This is a genomic window from Chloroflexus islandicus, from assembly GCF_001650695.1.
Classification (GTDB): Bacteria; Chloroflexota; Chloroflexia; order Chloroflexales; family Chloroflexaceae; genus Chloroflexus; species Chloroflexus islandicus.
The window spans coordinates 1-19,404 of record NZ_LWQS01000073.1 but is presented as its reverse complement, the minus strand read 5'-3'; the positions used below and the strand labels follow the sequence as shown (position 1 = coordinate 19,404).

Below are 19,404 nucleotides of genomic sequence, written 5' to 3'. Positions count from 1 at the left end.
CTAGACCTGATGACCATCTTGCCGCAGACGTTCCACAATAGCTCGATCGATGCTTTCATCAGCCACGAGATTCATGCGGCATCCTCGGCCAAGGGATAGATCACGCCGGCGCGAAGGGCATCGCGGGCAAAGGCGAGAGCGGCGAATATCGCCTCACGGCTCAGCCTAGGATGAGCGGCGAGGATTTGATCGATCGTTTCGCCGGCAGCCAATTTCTCTAAGATGAGTTCGACGGTGATGCGGGTGCCGGTGACGACAGGTTTCCCCATCATGATATTGGGATGTGAGACGATCAATGGTTTGTCCATACGTTTCATTGCTGGTGGCAGAATGGTTGCGCTTATTATAGCGTTTTTTACTCTGCATTTCACATGCTACGCAAAACGTCTCCTTTGAACAGCCCCTCACGGCGCGCGGGAGACGCCGTTCCGGCGGAGGTTGGCTTCGCGCCAGACGCGCACGGCGCCGCGGATGAAGCGGTAGGCGACGAAGGCGAGGACGAGAGTGATGATGCTTGTCTGGCATGGAGTGCGGCAGTTTGACTGCCGCACTCCATATATGAGACGCCTCACGGCGCGCGGGAGACGCCGTTCCGGCGGAGGTTGGCTTCGCGCCAGACGCGCACGGCGCCGCGGATGAAGCGGTAGGCGACGAAGGCGAGGACGAGGGTGATGATGAGGGCAAGGATGGGCAGGAAGACGGCGAGCAGACTGAGCACGAATGAGAGCGCGTCTTCGAGGAAGCTGAGGAAGGAGTTGGCGGTGCCGCCGGTGGCTGCGGTGACGGCGGGCCGGATGCTGGCGCGGGCGCTTTGAGTGCCAGCGGCGGCGATGATGGCGGCGATGGCGACGACTGCCGGGTGGATGGCGACGACATCTTGGGCGGCGGCGAGGGCGACGATCGCGCCAGCGATGGGGCTGATCACTAGCCCGATAATGTGGAGAACGCTGTCAACCGCCGGTACTTTGTCGCCAATGAAGTCGATGATGGCCAGCGCCGCCAGCACGATCATCACAATTGGGTGGGCAAGCAGGTCGAATGGTTCGCTGAGTTGGATGAGGCCCAGCCGGGAGAGGACACTGACGGTTAACAAGGGGAGATAGGCGTTGAGGCCGGTGGCGGTGGCCAGACCAAGCGAGCTCGCCAGTGCAATGATTGTCTCCATAGCAATACTCCGGTGGCGGATGGATTGCGGAACAACCGCGTTCGATACTCTTGCGCCGGGGAGGATGGCATGCGTTGCCCCGGTAGCAATGTGCTCCTTTTCCCCATCAGACGTGCAACCTGCACGAAAAGTTGCGCGTCTGATCGCGTATCATGCTACCACGTTCCGGTAGGGCAGAGTGAGGATGGGATATGGCAGAACCTCCGCGCGGTCGTCCGCGCCCGATCCCGTCGCCGTCGCGCCCGCAGACGCTGCGGCAGTGGGTGGTTGAGACGCGGCGAGCGTTGCGCAATGTGCCGGCGGCGTTCCGGCTGGTGTGGCAGGCCGACCGCGGGCATACGGTGCTCATGGCGGTGATTACGTTGCTGGCGGCGGGGTTGCCGCTGGCACAGGCGTATGTTGGCAAGCTGATCGTGGATACGGTAGTGGCGGCGGTGCAGGGCGGGGTGGATGCGCTGGTTGGTCTGCAACAGACGTTGCCGTGGCTGCTGAGCGAGTTTGGCTTGATCACGCTGGGGGCGGTGTTGGCGCAGGGCCGGTCGCTGAGCGAGCATATCTTGCATGCCCGCCTGAGCAATATGGTTAATCTGATGATCATGCGCAAGGCGCTGCTGCTCGACCTGCACTACTTCGAGGATGCGCAATACTACGACAAATTGCAAAACGCGCGGCGGGAAACGAATTGGCGGGCGATGGCGATGGTCAACACCGTGTTTAGCGCCATCCAACAAGTACTGACCTTGCTCTCGTTTGCGGCCAGCCTGCTCTGGTTGAGCCCGCTGATTGCGCTGCTGCTGTTTGGCGCAACTATTCCGGCGTTTCTGGCCCAAACCCACTTCAGCCGGCTGCGGTTCCGGCTGTTGACGTGGCGGGCGCCGGAGTTTCGCCGTATGCAATACCTTGAGCATCTGCTGACGGTGGATACCGCCGTCAAAGAGGTAAAACTGTTTGCGCTGGGCGAGCCGCTGATCGAGCGCCATCAAGAGCAATTTCACCGCTTCTTCCACGAAGATGAGGCGCTGGCCCGGCGGCGTTCGCTGATCAGCACCTTGTGGGGAATCGTGGCGAGCGCCGGCTATTACGCCGCTTATGGCTGGATCATCTGGCAGACGGTGGCCGGGGTGATCACGATCGGCGGAATGACGTTCTACCTGACGCTCTTTCGTCAGAGCCAATCGGTGGTGCAGACGCTGTTTGGCAATCTGGCCCAGCTTTATGAGGGCGGGTTGTTCTTGACCAACTTGTTTGACTTTTTGGCGATCGAGCCGCGCATGCGCCATGGGCGCAACCTACCGGTGCCGCGCCCGATCCGGCAGGGGATCGAGTTTCGCAATGTCAGCTTTCGTTACCCTGATCGGGAAGAATGGGCCTTGCGCGACATCAACCTGCGGATCGGGCCGGGCGAAAAGATCGCGCTGGTGGGGGCGAACGGGGCCGGCAAGACAACGTTGATCAAGCTGCTGACCCGGTTGTACGATCCGACCGAAGGCCAGATTCTACTCGACGGGGTTGATCTGCGCGATTACAATATCGATGAGCTGCGGCAACGGATTGGGGTCATCTTTCAGGATTTTGTCCGTTATCAGACCACGGCGCGGGAGAATATCGGGTTTGGCCAGATCGACGAACTGGCGAACGAACCGCGCATTCGCTCGGCGGCGGTGCGGGGAGGGGCCGATGAGGTGTTGGCGCAACTGCCGCACGGCTACGATACGATGCTGGGGCGTTGGTTTGAGAACGGGGCCGAGCTGTCGGGCGGGCAATGGCAGAAGATCGCACTCGGACGCGCGTTTATGCGCGAGAGCGAAGTGTTGGTGCTGGACGAACCGACGGCGGCGCTCGATGCTGAACGCGAATACGAAATTTTTCAGCGGTTTCGGGATTTGACTGCGGGGCGGATTGCGGTGCTGATCAGCCACCGCTTCTCGACCGTGCGGATGGCCGACCGGATTGTGGTGCTCGAACATGGCCGGATCACCGAGATGGGGACGCATGAGGAGTTGTTAGCCCGCGGCGGGATGTATGCCCGTTTGTTCAATATGCAGGCCGAAGGCTATCGTTGAAGCAAGAGAGGTCATCATGGAGATCGGCGCGCTGCTCAAGCGGGGGTTTACGGTTTGGTGGCGGTACAAAGTGCTGTGGGGTTTGGGGATTTTGTTGGCGCTGGTGGGGCGAGGCGGATATGGCGTGACGATCAATTTTGGTGTGAGCGATCCGAGCCAGCCGCCTGATGAAGCTGTGAGCCGGATTCTGCTGGCCTTTATCCCGGAAGACTTAACCCCGGAGGCGGCGACCGGCTGGGTGTTGTCGTTAGGGCTAGGGTTACTGGTGGGTTGGCTGGTGATGCTGTTTGTAGGGAGCATTGTGGAAGGGGCGGCGATCGTGCAGACCGATCTGCTCGATCAGCGCGGGCAGTTTGATCTGAGCAACAGCTTTGCGGCTGGAGTCAGCCGGATGGTACCGTTGGCGCTGATGGATTTGCTACTGGCGCTGCCGGGTCTGGTGGTAGGGATTGGCATTCTGGTGGCGTTTGGAGCGCTGGTTGCCAGTGTCTTAACAATGGCGAACGACGGGCCGTCAGCTTCGATGCTCGCCGGCGCGGTCGTGACAATAGCAGGGTTGATCATTTGTCTTTCCATTCCGATCTTGCTATGGGGCCTCTTCCTTGCCGTCTTCCGCCCGCTGGCGGCGCGGGCGTGCGTGCTGGAGGGGCAAGGGCCGGTGGCTAGCATCAAGCGCGGCTGGCAGGTCTTGCGGCGCAATGTGGGGCAGGCAGTTGTGGTTTGGTTGGTGACATTCGGGATCGGGCTGGTCTATAGCTTGCCGGTGGGGGCGATTGGGGGGGTGTTGTTGTTTGCAACCGGCGCCAATCCGGTGACGAGTTTCGGCGCGTGGGTCATCATCACCGTGTTGTTTAACGTGATCTTTGCGATCATTCTGGGCGGGGTGTTGGCTAGCCTGAATGTGGCGCTGTGGACGGTCGGCTACCGGCAGTGGACGATGGCGGCGCCGGCGATGCAGCAGGTGTATGCGCCGGTGCGGGGGATGTGACCCCACCCCCTTGCCCCCTCCCCGTTCACGGGGAGGGGGTATTTTACCGCAGGGGGCAGTAGGGAGTAGGGAGTGGGGAATGGGGATATGTTCACCCAATTTTTCTTCCCCATTGCCCACCCTTGGCGGCCTTGGCGATCGTAGCGCCTTTGCGTTTAGTATTTTTTGTGGTCTTGGCGGCGCCGGCGATGCAGCAGGTGTATGCGCCGGTGCGGGGGATGTGACCCCACCCCCTTGCCCCCTCCCCGTTCACGGGGAGGGGGTGGTTTTTACCGCAGGGGGCAGTAGGGAGTGGGGAGTAGGGAATGGGGGATGGGGATATGTTCACCCAATTTTCTTTCCCATTCCCCACCCTCTGCGGCCTTGGCGATCTTAGCGTCTTTGCGTTAACAATCTCTGCGCCTTTGCCTGCTTTGCGGCTCTATGGTACGTAGGCGCGAATGGCTTCGCCGAAGGCGCGTTCGGCGGCGGCGGCGCGGCGGAGGAGGGCAGCGATCTGGGTTGGCTCGGTTGCGGCAGCGGCTTGTTCGTAGGAGGCAGCGGCTTCGGCGAGATAGCTGGCGGCCTGCACGATGGCCGGTTCAGCGGCGAAATGGTCGCGCAGGAAATCGGCGTTCTCGCGGCGCAGGCGAGCGGCGAGCGGTACGGTGTATTGGATTTGTGCCGAGGCGACGCGGCCTTTTTCAATCTCGTCAACCCACTGTTCGAGGGCAGCCACGCCGGTGGGTGGGCCATACTGGTTGGTGTCCAGCATGGTTTGGGCGAGTTGGCGCCAGACGGGGCGCAGATCGGTGGCCGGTGCGGTGGGGGTGAAGATCGTGAGGCTGTAGCGCCATGGGTATTGGAAGGTGCGCGCTTGGCTAGTGATCGCGGCGAGGAGCTGTTGGGTGTTGACCTTGAGGCCTTGATCGCCGGCGGGATGCTGGCCGGGTTGGCAGGGGGCCGGCGGCAAGCAGACCGTTTCGTAGAGATAGAACGATTCCTCGTCGTAGCCAATCAGCACATCGCTATGGCCGATAAACTCGGTTGAACCGTAGAGCGTTCCCATATCCAGCGCAACCCGCACGGGATAGCCTTGGGCGATGAACGAGCGGGCGAGTGCGACGAAGGCATCGGCGTCGTCAGTGACATAATACTGGCGCTGCAAACCGAGGTAGGGCGCAGCGTTGCGCAAGCCAACTTCGGGATCAAGACCGAACGGCAGTAAATCATTGCTGCCGGGCATGATCGTAAAGCCATAGGTAAAAGACATCAGCCAGTCAATGGCGGGTCTGGGTTGCACGTTACCGTGTTGGGCCGCGATCATTTGCAAGCTAGTCGATTGGCAGAGCGGGCCATCGGCGGCGATCCACGGTATGTCGGCCAGCATCCATGCCGAGGGTGCGGGAGCTACATCAGCCATCGTTACCCAGCGTGGCTCGTAGGTGGTTTCGTAGTACGAGCGGATGAAAAAATTGAACAGCAATTGCCAGCCGATCAGGCCGGCGATGGCGAGCAGAGCGATGCCGATGGCGATACCGGCGGCAAGTTTACGCCAGCGCATACATCCCCCTTTACGTGACGAGTACCGATCGGAGTATAGCGCCGGCGGTGCGAGAGCGGGCGAAAGAGATGTTTACTGTGGGGGAAGAAAAAGGGGATGTGACTTCTGTTTGCGGGGGAATGGCCACGAAAAGGCGCAAAAACCGCAATCTTGCGGTTTTTACCGTAGAGGACGCGGGGGGCGCAGAGGGGAATAGGGAGTAGGGAGTGGGGAATAGGGGCGTGTTCCCTATCTTGCCCATTACCTACTCTTTGCGGACTTAGCGATCGTAGCGCCTTTGGGTTTAGTAATTTTTGTGGTCTTGGCGGCGCCGGCGATGCAGCAGGTGTATGCGCCGGTGCGGGGGATGTGACCCCACCCCCTTGCCCCCTTCCCGTGAACGGGGAGGGGGTATTTTACCGCCGGGGACGCGGAGGGCGCAGGGGAGTATGTGAACACCACCAACCCTCTGCGACCTTAGCGCGCTTGGCGGCTGTGGGTTGGCCCCCACGGACAGAACATCTGTCCAGTACCCGGCCCTGAAGGGCCGGGCTATAGTTACGAAGCCCGCTGCGCGGGCTGATGCCCCTACCCCTTGCCCCTCCCCCGCTGGGGGAGGGGTGTTTTTTACCGCCGGGGGCGCGGAGGGCGCGGGGAGTATGTGAACACCACCAACCCTCTGCGACCTTAGCGCGCTTGGCGGCTGTGGGTTGGCCCCCACGGACAGAACATCTGTCCAGTACCCGGCCCTGAAGGGCCGGGCTATAGTTACGAAGCCCGCTGCGCGGGCTGATGCCCCCACCCCTTGCCCCTCCCCCGCTGGGGGAGGGGTGTTTTTTACCGCAGAGGGCGCGGAGGGCACGGGGAGTATGTGAACACCACCAACCCTCTGCGACCTTAGCGCGCTTGGCGGCTGTGGGTTGGCCCCCACCCCTTGCCCCTCCCCCGTTGGCGGAGGGGAAGGTTGACCGCAGCGGACGCGGAGAGCGCAGGGGAGTATTTACGGCCTTGGAATGCTCACCCCTAGCCCCGCTCATACTGGTGCGGGAGAGGGGTACGTGCGGTGGCTTTGTAACTAGATCCCGGCCCTTTAGGGCCAACAACGCGGGCCAGCGGCCCGCGCTCCGGGTTTACCCTTCACGATGTTGAAACATAGCTGGCCGGCGGGGTTGCGCAGGCGGTGCAACCCGCTGTGATCGGCGCCGGTGGGTGTGTTTGGCGACAGCAAGCAGCGGCCATATCAATCCAGCGATTGCTAGGGCGCCAATGCCTTGGGCAAGTGCGATCAAGCCGGCCATTTCCATAGGTGTGTCTCCTGAGATAAGATAGTGCTTACTTTGTAATTAAGTATCTACTAACCTCGTGAGACATAGTATACCGCAATAAAATCAATTTGTAAACCATTTACTGAGAAAACGTGTTAACCGGCGGAGGCTGCCAGCAGATAGCCGGTGATGTGGGCCAGCATCAAGGCGACCATCGTCGAGGCGCCGGGAGCAGGTGAGTCGGTGTGCGTGAGGCGGGCGGCGGTGTAAAGACCAACCGGCAGGGTGAGAAGACAGGCGATCGTAACCACGGCTGGCAGTATCCAGCTTGCCAATGCCACTGGCAAGCCGTAGGCCAAGGCGAGGCTCAGCCACCACCACCAGCGCACCTGCGGGCCGTAGATGACGGCAAGAGTGTGTTTGCCGACCTGCGCATCGGCGTGGCGGTCGGCCCAATGCACGCCGATAATGCAGACCAGCGCGGCGGCGACGACCGGCGCGAGTTGGGCATAGACGCGCAGCGGCGGGGCGCCGTGGGCGCAAGCGTAGGCCATGAGCGGCATCAGCAACCCGCCGAGCAGTGCATTGGCCAATTCACCCCAGCCGCGCCGTTCGAGCGCGATGGGAGGCATCGAATAGGCCCAACCGCCGAGCAGGCCAATCAGCAAGATGATCCCTGCCGCTAACGGTATCGTGCCGCTGAGGGTGGCCCACGCGCCGCCGAGCAGGGTGATGCCGCTGACCACTACTGCCGCTTGCAGCGCCAGTGGCCGATCGGCGTAGCCGGTAGCGATCGCACCGCTGCCGCCAGAGACGCCGGTGTGCTTGGCGAGTGCATCGGTATCGGCGTCGGCGTATTCATCGGCGTAGTGCGCAGCGAGATTGGCCAGCATTGTGAGGGTAAGGCCAATCGCTTGCCGCGACCAATCGATTGGCCCGTCGGCGAGCGCCAACGCCACACCTACCGCATAGGCCAGCACGCCGCTGGGTAAGATGAGCGGGCGGCTCATGAGCCAGAGGCCGTAGAGGGTTTGGGGAAGCGAGGAGGTTTTAATCGGCATAGGTCGTGCTTCTCGCGGGGTTCCGTAATGATGGCGTGCGGCAGGGCAACTATCGCATGTCCGCTGTCGCGCTGTGTCTGCCGCTGAGCATGCGGCTCGTCTTCCAGCGGTCGATCATCCATCTTCAGAATCTCTTCAGCTTGTCTTCGGCTTTCGTTCAGGCTTATCTACTATACTACCATTGCCGGCAGCGACGGTTCGAGTATGGAAAGGAAACACGATGCTCAATCTGCTCATCATGCTCAGCATCGCCGTTCTCGGCGCATTGGCATGGTCTCCCGGCGCAACGTATGCCCAGCCGGGTCAAAGCGATACACCGGTGACGATGACCGGTACGGTGACTGCGTTTAAGTCTGCGCCACGCGGCGAAATAGACGGCTTCTATCTGGATAATGGCACGGAGGTTCGGTTTCCTAAGCATTGGGGCGGGGCGGTAACGCAGGCCGTGGCGGTAGGTGCGCCGGTACGGGTTGAGGGGCGCCAACACATTGGACGGCGGGGTGATACGCACGTCAAGGCGCAGGTGATCGTTAATTTGAACACCAATGCGCGGGTGGTGATCGAAGAGGCGGTTGATATCAGCGGGCGAATCACGAACTATACCTACAGCCGCAGCGGACGGATCGATGGTTTCATTATGAGCACTGGCGATGAGGTGCGCACGCCGCCGCATCTGGCGGCGACGATTGCCAATACGTTGCCGGTAGGCGCATCGGTGCGCGTTGTTGGCGTGCGCAAGACCGGTAAATATGGCGAGGTGCAGATCAAGCCGGATACGATTACGAACCTTGATACCGGAACTGTGTTGGTGATACCGTAATCCGGCGCTTTTAGCCGGCAATACACCCGGATCGATCTGGATGCACCTACGCATGGCGCATCCAGATCGCCGTTCCCGATGTTAAACGGCTCAATCAGGAGTGGATATGAAGGCAATTGATGATGAACGGGCGCCGCAAGGCGACCAAGGCCATGATTGGCATGTGGTGGTCATCGAAGATGAACCCACGATTGCCGAGTCGTTGCGGGTTGGCTTGACGTATGAAGGTATGCGCGTCACGGTGGCGAGCGAAGGTCGCCGCGGGTTGCAGATCATCGAGGAGAAGGGCGCCGATCTGGTCATTCTCGATCTGATGTTGCCCGATATTGATGGCATGGTTGTCTGCCGGCGACTGCGGGCGCGGTCGAGCGCATTGCCGATCATTATGCTCACGGCGCGGGGCGAGGTACAAGATCGGGTGCAGGGGTTGCAACAAGGCGCCGATGATTATGTGGTCAAGCCGTTTAGTTTTGATGAGCTGCTGGCGCGGGTGCAGGCCGTGTTGCGCCGGGCCGGCATAGCGCGCGCGCCGGCGGTGTTGCGCGTGGCCGGCCTGACGCTCGATCCAGAGACGCGCGAGGTGACGTTGCATGGCCGCCAGCTTGAGCTGACCCCAACCGAATTCGCGCTGCTCGAATTATTTATGCGCCATCCGCGGCGCGTGTTCACTCGCGAGACGCTGCTCAGCCGGGTGTGGGGGTTTACTTACACCGGCGATTCAAATATCGTTGAAGTTCACATAAGCAATTTGCGCGAAAAGATAGGCGATCATGAGCGTAAACTCATCCGTACCATCTACGGCGTTGGGTACAGCTTACGGCCAGAAGATGAACCAATGGTGGCATAGGCTGTCGTTACGCCAGCGGTTGGCGCTGCTCTACAGCGGCTTGCTGGCGTTGTTGCTCTGTCTGCTAGGGTTTGGCTTTTACCTCGATATGCGGCAATTCCTATTTAGCAGCACCGAGTTGCGCATTCGAGCGCAGGCGAAGCCGATTATCGAGCAGTACCTGTTTGAACAACCCAACCCCGCAGCGCAATTGGCACAGATTGCCGGCCAGTTGAGCCGCGATCTGACCTCGCGCGATACGACGGCGCTGGTCTTTGATCGGGAGGGTGTGCTCCTAGCCGATGGCCGCCGCTTGCCGGAAGAACCGGCGGCGACGCCGGTGGCGGCTGAGGTGTTGGCGGCGGCGTTAGCCGGGCAGAATAATGTCTCGGTGATCCAGCCGAGCGGTGCGCAGCGCATGCTCAGCCTGCTGATTCCGCTGCGTCCGGCGCCGGGAGCGCCGGAAGTGTTTGGAGTGGTGCAGATGAGCACGCCGCTCGCGCCGATTGAGGCCACCTTGCAGCGCCAGAGTATCATTATCGGATTGAGCATTATCATCGTGCTGGTCGCCGGCAGTTTGACCGGCTATTGGCTGACGAGTTCGACCTTGCGCCCGCTGAGCGATTTGATCGTCGCTTGCCGCAACATCGCCCAAGGGAATCTTCGCCAGCGCGTGCCGGTCATCTCGCCGCACGATGAGGTGGGCCAGTTGACGCAAGCATTCGATGAGATGGTCGAACGGCTTGAGCAGAACTTCCAAGCGCAGCGGCGGTTTATTGCTGATGCAGCTCACGAAATGCGCACCCCGCTGACTGCCCTGCGCAGCGGGTTAGAGGTCTTGCTGCGCGGGGCGCAGGATGATCCGCAGACCGCGTTTCGCCTGATCCAAAGCATGCATCGCGATGTGGTGCGGCTGTGCGGCGTCAGCGAGCAACTCCTTGACAAAGCGCGTTACGAATCGGGCCGGTCATTAAACCTCCAGCCAGTCATGATCGCTGATGTGATGACGGAGTTTGCGGCGCAGGCGCGTTTGCTGGCCGGTGAGCGCCGCGTGATCATCGAGCAAGGCCCGGCGGTGCAAGTCGTGCTTGACGCTGATAGCTTGAAACAGGCGCTGTTCCATCTAGTTGATAATGCCATCCAACACACCGCACCCAACGGGACGATCACGCTCGGTTGGGCAGTCGCCGGGCAAACGCTGCATTGTTGGGTGGCCGATACCGGCGAAGGAATTGCGCCAGAAGATTTGCCGCATGTCTTCACACCATTCTACCGCGGCGACCGATCACGGTCACGGCGCACCGGCGGCACTGGTTTGGGGTTGACGCTGGTGCAGAGCGTTGTCCGCGCCCACGGCGGCGAGGTGACGATTGCCAGCCGGCCCGGCGCGGGCACGCGCGTGACGATGATGTTGCCATTGCGGTTGAACTAGGGTGACGGCGATGGAAACCTTGCTTGAGCGAAAAAGGCTGCTTTGCTAAACAAGGAGAGGGTGCATATAGGCATCGCTTAAGCGAAATAACGAGGGCCAATGGAGAGGAGCCGGGCAATTTCTCAGTGATTGCTGAGCTGCGCTTGAGCGAATCTTGAGCTTGACGCTGCATACTGGCGCCGGTAGGTTGATGACGATCAACGGAGGTGTTTGATATGCAGCGTTTTCTTTTGGTGTTGTGCTTGGCATTCGTGGCATGCAGCCAACCTGCCGCACCTACGCCGATGGCCGGCATGGATCACGCGATGGGGCATAGCAGCGACGCGCCGTATGATGCGCAGTTCATCGATAGTATGATCGAGCATCACGAGGGTGCGATCACGATGGCGCGGCAGGCGCTGCAAGCGAGCCAAGATGCGCGTATTCGCCAGTTGGCTGAAGCGATTATCACGGCGCAAGAGGCCGAGATTGCCCAGATGCGAACGTGGCGGCAAGCGTGGTACCCTGATCTGCCGCCGACCGGCGGTATGATGATGGAGATGGGGCCGATGGCGGTGCCCGATGGCAATACTCCGTTTGATCAACGCTTTCTGGAAGCGATGATTCTGCATCACGAAGGGGCGATTGCGATGGCGCGCGACGCTTTGCAGAAGGCTGAGCACGCCGAGATTAAAGAGCTGGCGCAAGCGATTATCGCTGCCCAAGAGGCTGAGATTGCCCAGATGCGGGAATGGTTGAAGCAGTAGTTATGGAGCTGTGCCGTTTATGCCGCAGAGCAAGCAAAGGCGCAGAGGGTGATACACGCAAAGGCGCGAAAAGCGCAGAAGGTGATAAATGCCAAGGCGCAAAGGGGGCAAAGACGCAGAGGATTCAAACGCAGAGACGCCAAGGACGCAGAGACCGCAAAGATGGTGGGAATGGTGATCCTCCTCCGCGCCCTCGGCGTCCTCTGCGGTAAAAAACACCCCTCCCCCAGCGGGGGAGTGGCAAGGGGTGGGGGCTAACGCCAAGGCGCAAAGGGGGCAAAGACGCAGAGGATTCAAACGCAGAGACGCCAAGGACGCAGAGACCGCAAAGATGGTGGGAATGGTGATCCCCCTCCGCGCCCTCGGCGTCCTCTGCGGTAAAAAACACCCCTCCCCCAGCGGGGGAGTGGCAAGGGGTGGGGGCTAATGCCAAGGCGCAAAGGGGGCAAAGACGCAGAGGATTCAAACGCAGAGACGCCAAGGACGCAGAGACCGCAAAGATGGTGGGAATGGTGATCCTCCTCCGCGCTCTCGGCGTCCTCTGCGGTAAAAAAACCTCCCCCAGCGGGGGCGGGGTGAGGGGTGGGGCCACCTGCCAGTGGGTGCGAGCTGGATCCCAATGCTCGCAGCCATTGCCCGTTTGCGTATCACCGGCTACCATGCATCTGAGATTGCTTTCCAGCACGTGTGATTATGCCTACGATTTTGATTGTTGAAGATGAAACGCGCCTGCGCGAATTAGTGCAGCGCTATTTGGTGCAAGCCGGTTTTCAGGTGGCGCAGGCGGCTGATGGTCAGAGCGCTTTGGCGCAGGTGCGCGCGCTGCAACCAGACCTGATCATTCTCGATCTGATGTTGCCGGAACTAGATGGGTTAGAGGTGTGCCGGCAAGTGCGCGCCTTTTCGCATGCCTACATTTTGATGTTGACGGCGAAGGCGGAAGAGATTGACCGGGTGGTGGGATTAGAAGCTGGCGCTGACGATTATCTGGTGAAGCCGTTCTCGCCGCGCGAATTGGTGGCGCGGGTGCGAGCGATGTTGCGCCGGCCGCGCCATCTGATCACCGAGGAAGAGCAGCGCATTCGCTACGGCCCGCTGGTGATCGATCTGGCGGCGCATACCGTCTGGCTGAAGGGCGCGCCGGTTGCGCTGACCCATGTGGAATATTCGTTGCTGTGCGTGTTGGCGAGCGCGCCGGGCAGAGTCTTTTCCCGCGCCCAACTGCTCGACCGGGTGTGGGGTAACGACTACTTCGGCGATGATCACGTGGTAGAAGTCCATATCGCCAATTTGCGCAAGAAGTTGGGCGATGATCCGGCCCGGCCCCGCTTTATCTTTACCGTGCGCAGCGTTGGTTATCGGTTTGGAGAGCGGCGATGAAGGGGTGGTTGGCGCGGGGCGGTTTGCGGCGGCGGTTGTTGCTCGCGCATCTGCTGACGATCGCCGCTGGTGCGATCACGCTGCTTGGCGTGGCGCTGTTGTTGGCGCCGGGGTTGCATGACCGCCTGATGATTGCGTGGCTGGGGCCGCATTGGGCTGCGACTGCCGATGACAGCATGATCGAGATGGAGCGGGCGACGAATGCGATCTTTACGGTGGCGATGGCGCAGGCGCTGGCGATCAGCAGCGGTGCGGCGATCCTCGTGGCGGTGGTGGTGAGTCTGGCAGCATCGCGCCGGATCGCGCAACCGCTCGAACGGCTGTTGATCGCGGCCCAGCGGATTGCCGCCGGCCATTACCGCGAACGGGCGCCGGTGCAAGGCGATTACGAATTGGCCCGTCTAGCGGCGCAATTCAACACCATGGCCGCTGCGCTCGAGGATGCCGAGCAGCGGCGGGTGGCCTTGATCGGCGATGTCGCGCACGAGTTGCGCACGCCGTTGGCGACGATTGCCGGCTATGTCGAGGGTATGCTTGATGGGGTGGTGGAGCCGGATGATGGAACGTGGGCATTGGTGCTGGATGAGGTGAACCGCTTGCGCCGCTTGGCCGGCGATTTGCAAGAGCTCTCGCGGGTGGAAGCGGGGCAGGTGGCGTTGCGCCTCACCGCAATCGCGCCGGCGGCGCTCAGTGCGGCGGCGGTGGCCCGTCTTGCGCCGCAGTTTGCCGAAAAGGGGGTGGCGTTGCACATACAGGTGCCTGCCGATTTGCCGCTGGTCAACGCCGATCTGGATCGGGCGCTGCAAGTGTTGATCAACCTGCTCGGCAATGCGTTGCACTATACGCCGGCTGGCGGCGACGTGACCGTGCAGGCGATGCAGGCGGATGATGCCGTGCAATGGGTGGTGCGCGATACCGGTATCGGCATCGCCGCCGAACATCTGCCCCATCTGTTCGAGCGGTTTTACCGGGTTGATAAGGCCCGCGCGCGCGCCACCGGCGGCGCCGGCATTGGCCTGACCATCTGCAAGGCGCTGGTCGAGCTGCACGGCGGGCGGATATGGGCCACGAGCGCGGGGCCGGGGCAGGGCGCGACCTTTGCCTTTACCTTGCCGCTATTCCACCGTCACGAATAAGGCTTCAGCCATACGCTGCCCAATCACCAGCGGATGGTGGTTGAGCTGGATGACCCAGCGGTGGAGCGGATCGGGGACGCGAATTAGGGTGCGTCCCGGCAAGAGTTCGTAACTCCAGAGACGTTGTAATCGGTGCAGATCATAACTCACCCATTCGGCAATGCGGGTCAGCCGGCATCGTTGCCCAAACGGCGCATCGGCCAAGCGCTGTTCGTTGGCGATGGGTTGGCCACGACCGGGAATCGGGTTGCCGTGCGGGCACACTGTTGCATGGCGGGTGAGTGTGATCACCCGCTCGATGAACAACGGCGAAGCCGCTGGCGCTAAGCGCATCGCTTCGCGATGGACAAACATCCACGGCACCCCAAGCACATCGAGCAAGAACCGTTCGAGTAGGCGATGCCGGGTTTGCAGATGGCGGGCAAGGAATACGCCGCTAGGCGTTAACTCCAGTGCGCCGCTGCCAGCAACCTTCACCAGATTGCGCCGCGCGAGACGGCGCAAGAGCAAGCCAAACTCGTCATGATCGCGCTGCAACAAGGAGGCTGCCTGATCGGCGGAGACGACCGCTTGATCGGCGGCCACATCAGCGAATGCCAGCAGACAGGTTGATTCCGTTGTTGTCAGCCCAAGCGTAAGGTTCGGCAGTACAACGAACGAAGGCGCTGCCACCATACCATTTTTCCTCTGGTCAGGGCGCAAGGGCGCGCACTCACTCGCACCCTTGCGCTAGGCTGCCGTCACTCCCGCTCAACCGCGATGGACATTGAACGGTTTGCCGCGTGGCTCAACCGGCGCATCAGGCCGGCTGGTATCCATAATGATCTCGTGCAACTCAAGCTTATTGGGTGCGGTAAACGCCTCTTTTGGCAAGGTGCCCGAACGGGCATGGCCTTGGCGGAATTCATCCGAGCGCACCCATGCCTCGAAGTGAGCGCGACTTTCCCACGTGGTCAACACGATATAGGGATCGCCGGGATTGACCGGGCGCAGCAGTTGATTGCTGATAAAGCCGGGCATGCGGTCAACCAGCCGGGCGCGGGTGCGGAAGGTCTCCTCGAACAGTTCGGCGTAGTCGGGGTGGACATAGATGCGATTAGCGGTCGTGATCATACGTGCTCCTTCATCAACGAAAACCATACTGTCGCCGGGTGCGCAAAATCAGAGCCAGAAAGAAGGGGCCGCCGGCAAAGGCGGTGAATAAGCCAACTGGAATCTCGGCAGGAGCGGCCAGTGTACGGGCCAGCAGATCGGCCAGCACCAGCAGGGTTGCGCCGCCGAGTGCGCAAGCTGGGATGAGCTGGCGATGATCGGGGCCGATGGCAAGGCGGATGATATGCGGCACAATCAGGCCAACAAATCCGATCGGGCCGGTGAGCGCCACTGCTGCGCCGGTCGCCAGCGCCGCCAGCAAGACGATGATTCGTTTAATCCATTCGGTATTGACACCGAGATGGCGGGCTTCGGTTTCACCCAACGCAAACAGGTTGAGGTAGAACCCTAGACGCGGCGCCACCGCCAGCGCCAACACGATCGGCGGCGCCGCGGCTAACACCGTCTCCCACAACGCGCCACCCAACCCTCCCAGCGTCCAGAAGACGATGGAACGCAACTGCGCATCATCGGCCAGATAGGTCAACAAACCGGTGGTTGCGCCGGCCAGCGCATTGAGGGCCAATCCCACCAGCAGCAACATTGCCACATCGGTGCGGCCATGGCGGCGTGATAGCCGGTACACGAGCAGCGTCGTCGCAGCGCCGGCAAGGAAGGCGGCGATCGGCAAGGTATAGATGCCAAACACTGCTATCCCGCTGATAATGGTAAACACTGCTCCCAACGCCGCGCCGCTGCTGACGCCGATCAGGCCGGGGTCGGCGAGCGGATTGCGAAAAATGCCCTGCAACAACGCGCCGCTCACCGCCAATGCCGCGCCAACCAGCGCTCCCAGCACCACTCGCGGCAAGCGGATGTTCCAGAGCACGGCCATTTGCTGCTGGGTAAAAGCGACCTCAAGGTTGATGCCAACCTTGCTGAGAATAATGGCTACTGCCACGTCAGGGGGCACCGCGACAGCCCCGATGCCGGCTCCCAGCAAGAGCGCGCCGATCAACATCGCGGCCAATCCCGGCAGCAACCAGCCGCGGCCAAAGGCAACCGCGCGGTGAACCGTAGGCATCGTCGTGGCGCTCATGATCCCCCCGTTTGCGCGACTGCGTCACGGAAAGCGGCTACCAAATCGGCCAGCGCTTGCCCGGTGCGCGGCCCCATACCGTTCAGATAGAGGTCGTCAAAGTCGATCACCCGCCGTTGCTGGCCGGCTGGCGTATCAGCCAGACCGGGAATGCTCAACAAGCCATCGATGCCACCAACCGACTCAAGCCCCTTCGTGAGCACCAAAATCACATCGGGCTGGGCAGCAATCACAACTTCAGGGCTAAGCGGCGCATAATTGACGATACCGGCCTCGGCGGCGGCGTTGATACCGCCAGCAGCGGTAATCATAGCGTCAATCGCGGTATTGGCGCCGGCCACCTGCTGCACATCAGTACCGCGCAAATAGAGGAAGAGCACGCGCGGCTGGCGCGGCAACGCACTGGCCTCAGCGCGCGCTCGCGCAATCTCGGCCTCGACCTGCCCGGCTAACGCATAGCCGCGCTGCGGAATGCCAAGGGCGCGCGCAACGAAGATAATCTTTTGGGCAGGCGCTTCGAGCGTAGGCGGGTTCGCGGTCAACGCGAGCGGCACCCCCGCTGCCTGCACTTGGGCCAACGCTTCCGGCGGGCCGGCAAATTCATTGCCAATCACCAATGTAGGATTGAGCGACAGAATCCCCTCGGCGTTGAGCCGGCGCTGGTAGCCGATGCTCGGCAGCGCCTTGGTCTTCTCGGCGGGGTAAGTGGCGCTTATATCCACACCCACCACGGAATCACCCATCCCTAGCGCAAAAATAATCTCGGTTATATCGCCGGACAGACTGACAACCCGGTCAACCGACTCGATGACCACGGTTTCACCCTGATAATCGGTCACGCTGGCCGGCAAGATGGGTTCCGCCGCAGCGGGAGCGGTGGTAGGCTCCGGTGCAGTCATAGGATCGGGAACTGCCGTGGCAACCGGGGCAGTGGTAGGAACGGGCGCGGCCGTAGGCGCATTCGCGGTGGAATGCGCGCCACATGCGCTCAGCAGCGCCAGTACGATCAGCAAGACCAGCGGTTTCGTGAACTTCGCCAACATAGGTCTATGCACTCCCTCAATGATCTTCCGGTAGACTCAACACCAGCGGCGTTGCCGTGCGCGGATGGGGTTGCACCGTGATCGGCACGCCATACACATCGCTCAGCAGATCAGCCTGCAACACCTCCCACGGCGCGCCGATGGCGCGCAAGCGACCCTGCTGCATCACCCCGATCCGGTTGGCGTAGAGTGCAGCCAGATTGACATCGTGCAGCACAATCAGAGCGGCGCCACCCTGATCGGCTGCGCGGCGGGCCAACTGCAACACACGGTGCTGGTGGCGCAGATCAAGCGCCGCAGTTGGCTCATCGAGCAGCAACATTGGCGCGGTCTGGGCCAAGACGCGCGCCATCTGCACGCGAGCCTGTTCGCCGCCGGAAAGCGTCGGCAGGGGGCGAGCCGCGAACGGCGCGGTTTCGGTCTGCGCCAACGCCTCCTGCGCAATCGCCACATCGCGCGCACTTTCCGCTTGGCCGCGCAGATGCGGCGCGCGGCCCATGAGCGCCACCTCTAGCGCGGTAAAGGGAAAGGTCACGGCAACCTGCTGGCGCAACACAGCGCGCCGTTGCGCCTGCGCCAGCGCCGGCATCCGGCTGAGCGGCTGCCCGCCGAGCCAAATCTCGCCGCTGGCCAGTGGCAAATCACCGGCCAGCAGACTCAAGAGCGTGCTCTTGCCGGCCCCGTTTGGGCCAACCAACACCACTACCTCGCCGGCGGATAGCGTCAGCGAAACCGACTGCACCAACCAGCGTCCGTTCAGGTAATAGCCGATATCGTGGGCTGCCAACAGTTCCATAGGGATGCTGCACCTCGTTCGGTACGTGCTAAGCGACGCAGTTAGAATATACTAATTTAACTGGTTTGTCAACCAAAAACTGTAAAAACTTCACGCCAGTGGTCGAGGTGCATTGGGCGGGCTCAAACATCACAAGCGGAAACAGGCCGGCCCTTGCGGCATCAGCATGATGCGGCGGTCAAACTGCCGCACTCTATGAACACTGGCGTCGCTGCTCGACCTTTGCTAAACTCGCCCTCGGCTGACTTGACACACCCCCCAAGCTGTGTTATACTTCACCGCGTTGCGAGGGCGTATAGCTCAGCCGGTTAGAGCGCGATCCTGATAAGATCGAGGTCGGTGGTTCGAGTCCACCTACGCCCACCAACACCGAGAGAATAGAGAATGCGCGACCATTCTCTATTCTCTCTTGTTTTGGGGCGATAGCTCAGTTGGTAGAGCATCTGCTTTGCACGCAGAAGGTCAGGGGTTCGAATCCCCTTCGCTCCACCAATCACCTCCTCCCCTCCTGCTGTGCGGGCGGGCCGTAGCAAAGCTGCGGCCCGCTTGTGTTTTTGGGCGATTGGTGTGCTACCGCAGGCCGGTCATAGGATGGGCGGCGAGCGGATGGCATTCGGCTGCTCACTGTCATTGCGAGGGGGCGTAGTCTCCGCAGCAATCTCCTACTGGAGCGGGAAGAGTGAGTTACTGGGAACGGTCGCAGAAAGGGTGGGCAGTGGATGGCGTCCGCTCGCGTGGGGGATTGCTTCGCTTCGCTCGCAATGACAGACCAGTATGTCATTGCGCGGGAGCGGCGGCGTCCAGCCGCGCTGGAGGCCGCCCGACCGAAGCAATCTCCCCCTTCAGCGGTTGAGGGACTGACAAAACGTGTGGTTGAGCACACCTATTGATCGTTGAGCAATGCCGCAACGTCCGGCGCTGCACGCCCCATCACCCCTCCCCCAGCGGGGGAGGGGTGATGGGGTGGGGG

At 61.5% G+C, this 19,404-nt stretch carries 17 protein-coding genes and 2 tRNA genes; 10 read left to right on the top strand and 9 right to left on the bottom strand.

Annotation, left to right across the window (positions count from 1 at the left end):
- Nucleotides 1–71: 71 nt before the first annotated feature.
- The gene (locus tag A6A03_RS14915) at nt 72–308 is read right to left on the bottom strand and encodes a DUF433 domain-containing protein (RefSeq protein ID WP_066789890.1); all 237 of its coding nucleotides are present in this window, start codon (nt 306–308) and stop codon (nt 72–74) included.
- A 260-nt stretch (nt 309–568) separates the two neighbouring features.
- Nucleotides 569–1,165, bottom strand: a complete 597-nt coding sequence (locus tag A6A03_RS14910) for a DUF4126 domain-containing protein (protein WP_066789889.1) — start codon at nt 1,163–1,165, stop codon at nt 569–571.
- 191 nt (nt 1,166–1,356) lie between these two features.
- On the opposite strand from A6A03_RS14910, the gene A6A03_RS14905 reads away from it, so the two are divergent.
- Both A6A03_RS14905 and A6A03_RS14900 read left to right on the top strand, forming a co-directional pair.
- Nucleotides 1,357–3,228: an ABC transporter ATP-binding protein gene (locus A6A03_RS14905; RefSeq protein WP_066789887.1), complete on the top strand. Its 1,872-nt coding sequence runs from the start codon at nt 1,357–1,359 to the stop codon at nt 3,226–3,228.
- Nucleotides 3,229–3,244: 16 nt separating this feature from the next.
- Nucleotides 3,245–4,216 carry a DUF7544 domain-containing protein gene (locus A6A03_RS14900; protein WP_066789885.1) on the top strand — a complete coding sequence of 324 codons (972 nt, stop codon included), beginning with the start codon at nt 3,245–3,247 and terminating at the stop codon, nt 4,214–4,216.
- Between the two features lie 421 nt (nt 4,217–4,637).
- Here A6A03_RS14900 and A6A03_RS14895 read toward each other — a convergent pair whose 3' ends face one another.
- Nucleotides 4,638–5,759 carry a cysteine peptidase family C39 domain-containing protein gene (locus A6A03_RS14895; protein WP_066789883.1) on the bottom strand — a complete coding sequence of 374 codons (1,122 nt, stop codon included), beginning with the start codon at nt 5,757–5,759 and terminating at the stop codon, nt 4,638–4,640.
- A 1,399-nt stretch (nt 5,760–7,158) separates the two neighbouring features.
- Nucleotides 7,159–8,064: a prenyltransferase gene (locus tag A6A03_RS14890; protein ID WP_066789881.1), complete on the bottom strand. Its 906-nt coding sequence runs from the start codon at nt 8,062–8,064 to the stop codon at nt 7,159–7,161.
- 220 nt (nt 8,065–8,284) lie between these two features.
- Here A6A03_RS14890 and A6A03_RS14885 point away from each other — a divergent pair, with 220 nt between their 5' ends.
- The 6 genes from A6A03_RS14885 (at nt 8,285) to A6A03_RS14855 (ending at nt 14,404) form a co-directional block, all read left to right on the top strand.
- Nucleotides 8,285–8,884 carry a hypothetical protein gene (locus tag A6A03_RS14885; protein ID WP_066789880.1) on the top strand — a complete coding sequence of 200 codons (600 nt, stop codon included), beginning with the start codon at nt 8,285–8,287 and terminating at the stop codon, nt 8,882–8,884.
- Nucleotides 8,885–8,990: 106 nt separating this feature from the next.
- Entirely contained in the window at nt 8,991–9,731 is a 741-nt protein-coding gene (locus tag A6A03_RS14880; RefSeq protein WP_066789877.1) for a response regulator transcription factor, read from the top strand.
- The gene (locus A6A03_RS14875) at nt 9,712–11,142 is read left to right on the top strand and encodes a sensor histidine kinase (RefSeq protein WP_066789875.1); all 1,431 of its coding nucleotides are present in this window, start codon (nt 9,712–9,714) and stop codon (nt 11,140–11,142) included. Before A6A03_RS14880 ends, A6A03_RS14875 begins: the two co-directional genes overlap by 20 nt.
- 215 nt (nt 11,143–11,357) lie before the next feature.
- The gene (locus tag A6A03_RS14870) at nt 11,358–11,888 is read left to right on the top strand and encodes a DUF305 domain-containing protein (RefSeq protein ID WP_066789872.1); all 531 of its coding nucleotides are present in this window, start codon (nt 11,358–11,360) and stop codon (nt 11,886–11,888) included.
- A gap of 693 nt (nt 11,889–12,581) precedes the next feature.
- Entirely contained in the window at nt 12,582–13,268 is a 687-nt protein-coding gene (locus A6A03_RS14860; RefSeq protein WP_066789868.1) for a response regulator transcription factor, read from the top strand.
- Nucleotides 13,265–14,404, top strand: coding sequence for a sensor histidine kinase (locus tag A6A03_RS14855; protein ID WP_066789866.1), 1,140 nt, complete (start codon nt 13,265–13,267; stop codon nt 14,402–14,404). Before A6A03_RS14860 ends, A6A03_RS14855 begins: the two co-directional genes overlap by 4 nt.
- Here the strand turns inward: A6A03_RS14855 and A6A03_RS14850 are convergent.
- From A6A03_RS14850 to A6A03_RS14830, 5 genes are all read right to left on the bottom strand, one after another.
- Nucleotides 14,384–15,079, bottom strand: a complete 696-nt coding sequence (locus A6A03_RS14850; RefSeq protein WP_066789861.1) for a metal-dependent transcriptional regulator — start codon at nt 15,077–15,079, stop codon at nt 14,384–14,386. The genes A6A03_RS14855 and A6A03_RS14850 overlap by 21 nt on opposite strands.
- A 75-nt stretch (nt 15,080–15,154) precedes the next feature.
- Complete coding sequence (locus A6A03_RS14845; protein WP_066789859.1) at nt 15,155–15,517, bottom strand: antibiotic biosynthesis monooxygenase family protein; 363 nt, start codon at nt 15,515–15,517, stop codon at nt 15,155–15,157.
- A 13-nt stretch (nt 15,518–15,530) separates the two neighbouring features.
- Nucleotides 15,531–16,595, bottom strand: coding sequence for a FecCD family ABC transporter permease (locus tag A6A03_RS14840; protein ID WP_066789856.1), 1,065 nt, complete (start codon nt 16,593–16,595; stop codon nt 15,531–15,533).
- Nucleotides 16,592–17,638: a hemin ABC transporter substrate-binding protein gene (locus A6A03_RS14835; RefSeq protein ID WP_066789855.1), complete on the bottom strand. Its 1,047-nt coding sequence runs from the start codon at nt 17,636–17,638 to the stop codon at nt 16,592–16,594. The genes A6A03_RS14840 and A6A03_RS14835 overlap by 4 nt, the downstream gene beginning before the upstream one ends.
- 16 nt (nt 17,639–17,654) lie before the next feature.
- On the bottom strand, nt 17,655–18,434 hold the full coding sequence (locus A6A03_RS14830; protein WP_066789853.1) for a heme ABC transporter ATP-binding protein: 780 nt from the start codon (nt 18,432–18,434) through the stop codon (nt 17,655–17,657).
- Between the two features lie 289 nt (nt 18,435–18,723).
- On the opposite strand from A6A03_RS14830, the gene A6A03_RS14825 reads away from it, so the two are divergent.
- Nucleotides 18,724–18,800, top strand: a tRNA-Ile gene (locus A6A03_RS14825).
- 50 nt (nt 18,801–18,850) lie between these two features.
- A tRNA-Ala gene (locus A6A03_RS14820) sits at nt 18,851–18,926 on the top strand.
- The last annotated feature ends 478 nt before the right edge of the window (nt 18,927–19,404 follow it).

Bases quoted from the DNA above. Each gene is read 5' to 3' on its own strand.
- A6A03_RS14915 (WP_066789890.1), bottom strand. From the start codon at position 308: ATGGACAAACCATTGATCGTCTCACATCCCAATATCATGATGGGGAAA.
- A6A03_RS14910 (WP_066789889.1), bottom strand. From the start codon at position 1,165: ATGGAGACAATCATTGCACTGGCGAGCTCGCTTGGTCTGGCCACCGCC.
- A6A03_RS14905 (WP_066789887.1), top strand. From the start codon at position 1,357: ATGGCAGAACCTCCGCGCGGTCGTCCGCGCCCGATCCCGTCGCCGTCG.
- A6A03_RS14900 (WP_066789885.1), top strand. From the start codon at position 3,245: ATGGAGATCGGCGCGCTGCTCAAGCGGGGGTTTACGGTTTGGTGGCGG.
- A6A03_RS14895 (WP_066789883.1), bottom strand. From the start codon at position 5,759: ATGCGCTGGCGTAAACTTGCCGCCGGTATCGCCATCGGCATCGCTCTG.
- A6A03_RS14890 (WP_066789881.1), bottom strand. From the start codon at position 8,064: ATGCCGATTAAAACCTCCTCGCTTCCCCAAACCCTCTACGGCCTCTGG.
- A6A03_RS14885 (WP_066789880.1), top strand. From the start codon at position 8,285: ATGCTCAATCTGCTCATCATGCTCAGCATCGCCGTTCTCGGCGCATTG.
- A6A03_RS14880 (WP_066789877.1), top strand. From the start codon at position 8,991: ATGAAGGCAATTGATGATGAACGGGCGCCGCAAGGCGACCAAGGCCAT.
- A6A03_RS14875 (WP_066789875.1), top strand. From the start codon at position 9,712: ATGAACCAATGGTGGCATAGGCTGTCGTTACGCCAGCGGTTGGCGCTG.
- A6A03_RS14870 (WP_066789872.1), top strand. From the start codon at position 11,358: ATGCAGCGTTTTCTTTTGGTGTTGTGCTTGGCATTCGTGGCATGCAGC.
- A6A03_RS14860 (WP_066789868.1), top strand. From the start codon at position 12,582: ATGCCTACGATTTTGATTGTTGAAGATGAAACGCGCCTGCGCGAATTA.
- A6A03_RS14855 (WP_066789866.1), top strand. From the start codon at position 13,265: ATGAAGGGGTGGTTGGCGCGGGGCGGTTTGCGGCGGCGGTTGTTGCTC.
- A6A03_RS14850 (WP_066789861.1), bottom strand. From the start codon at position 15,079: ATGGTGGCAGCGCCTTCGTTCGTTGTACTGCCGAACCTTACGCTTGGG.
- A6A03_RS14845 (WP_066789859.1), bottom strand. From the start codon at position 15,517: ATGATCACGACCGCTAATCGCATCTATGTCCACCCCGACTACGCCGAA.
- A6A03_RS14840 (WP_066789856.1), bottom strand. From the start codon at position 16,595: ATGAGCGCCACGACGATGCCTACGGTTCACCGCGCGGTTGCCTTTGGC.
- A6A03_RS14835 (WP_066789855.1), bottom strand. From the start codon at position 17,638: ATGTTGGCGAAGTTCACGAAACCGCTGGTCTTGCTGATCGTACTGGCG.
- A6A03_RS14830 (WP_066789853.1), bottom strand. From the start codon at position 18,434: ATGGAACTGTTGGCAGCCCACGATATCGGCTATTACCTGAACGGACGC.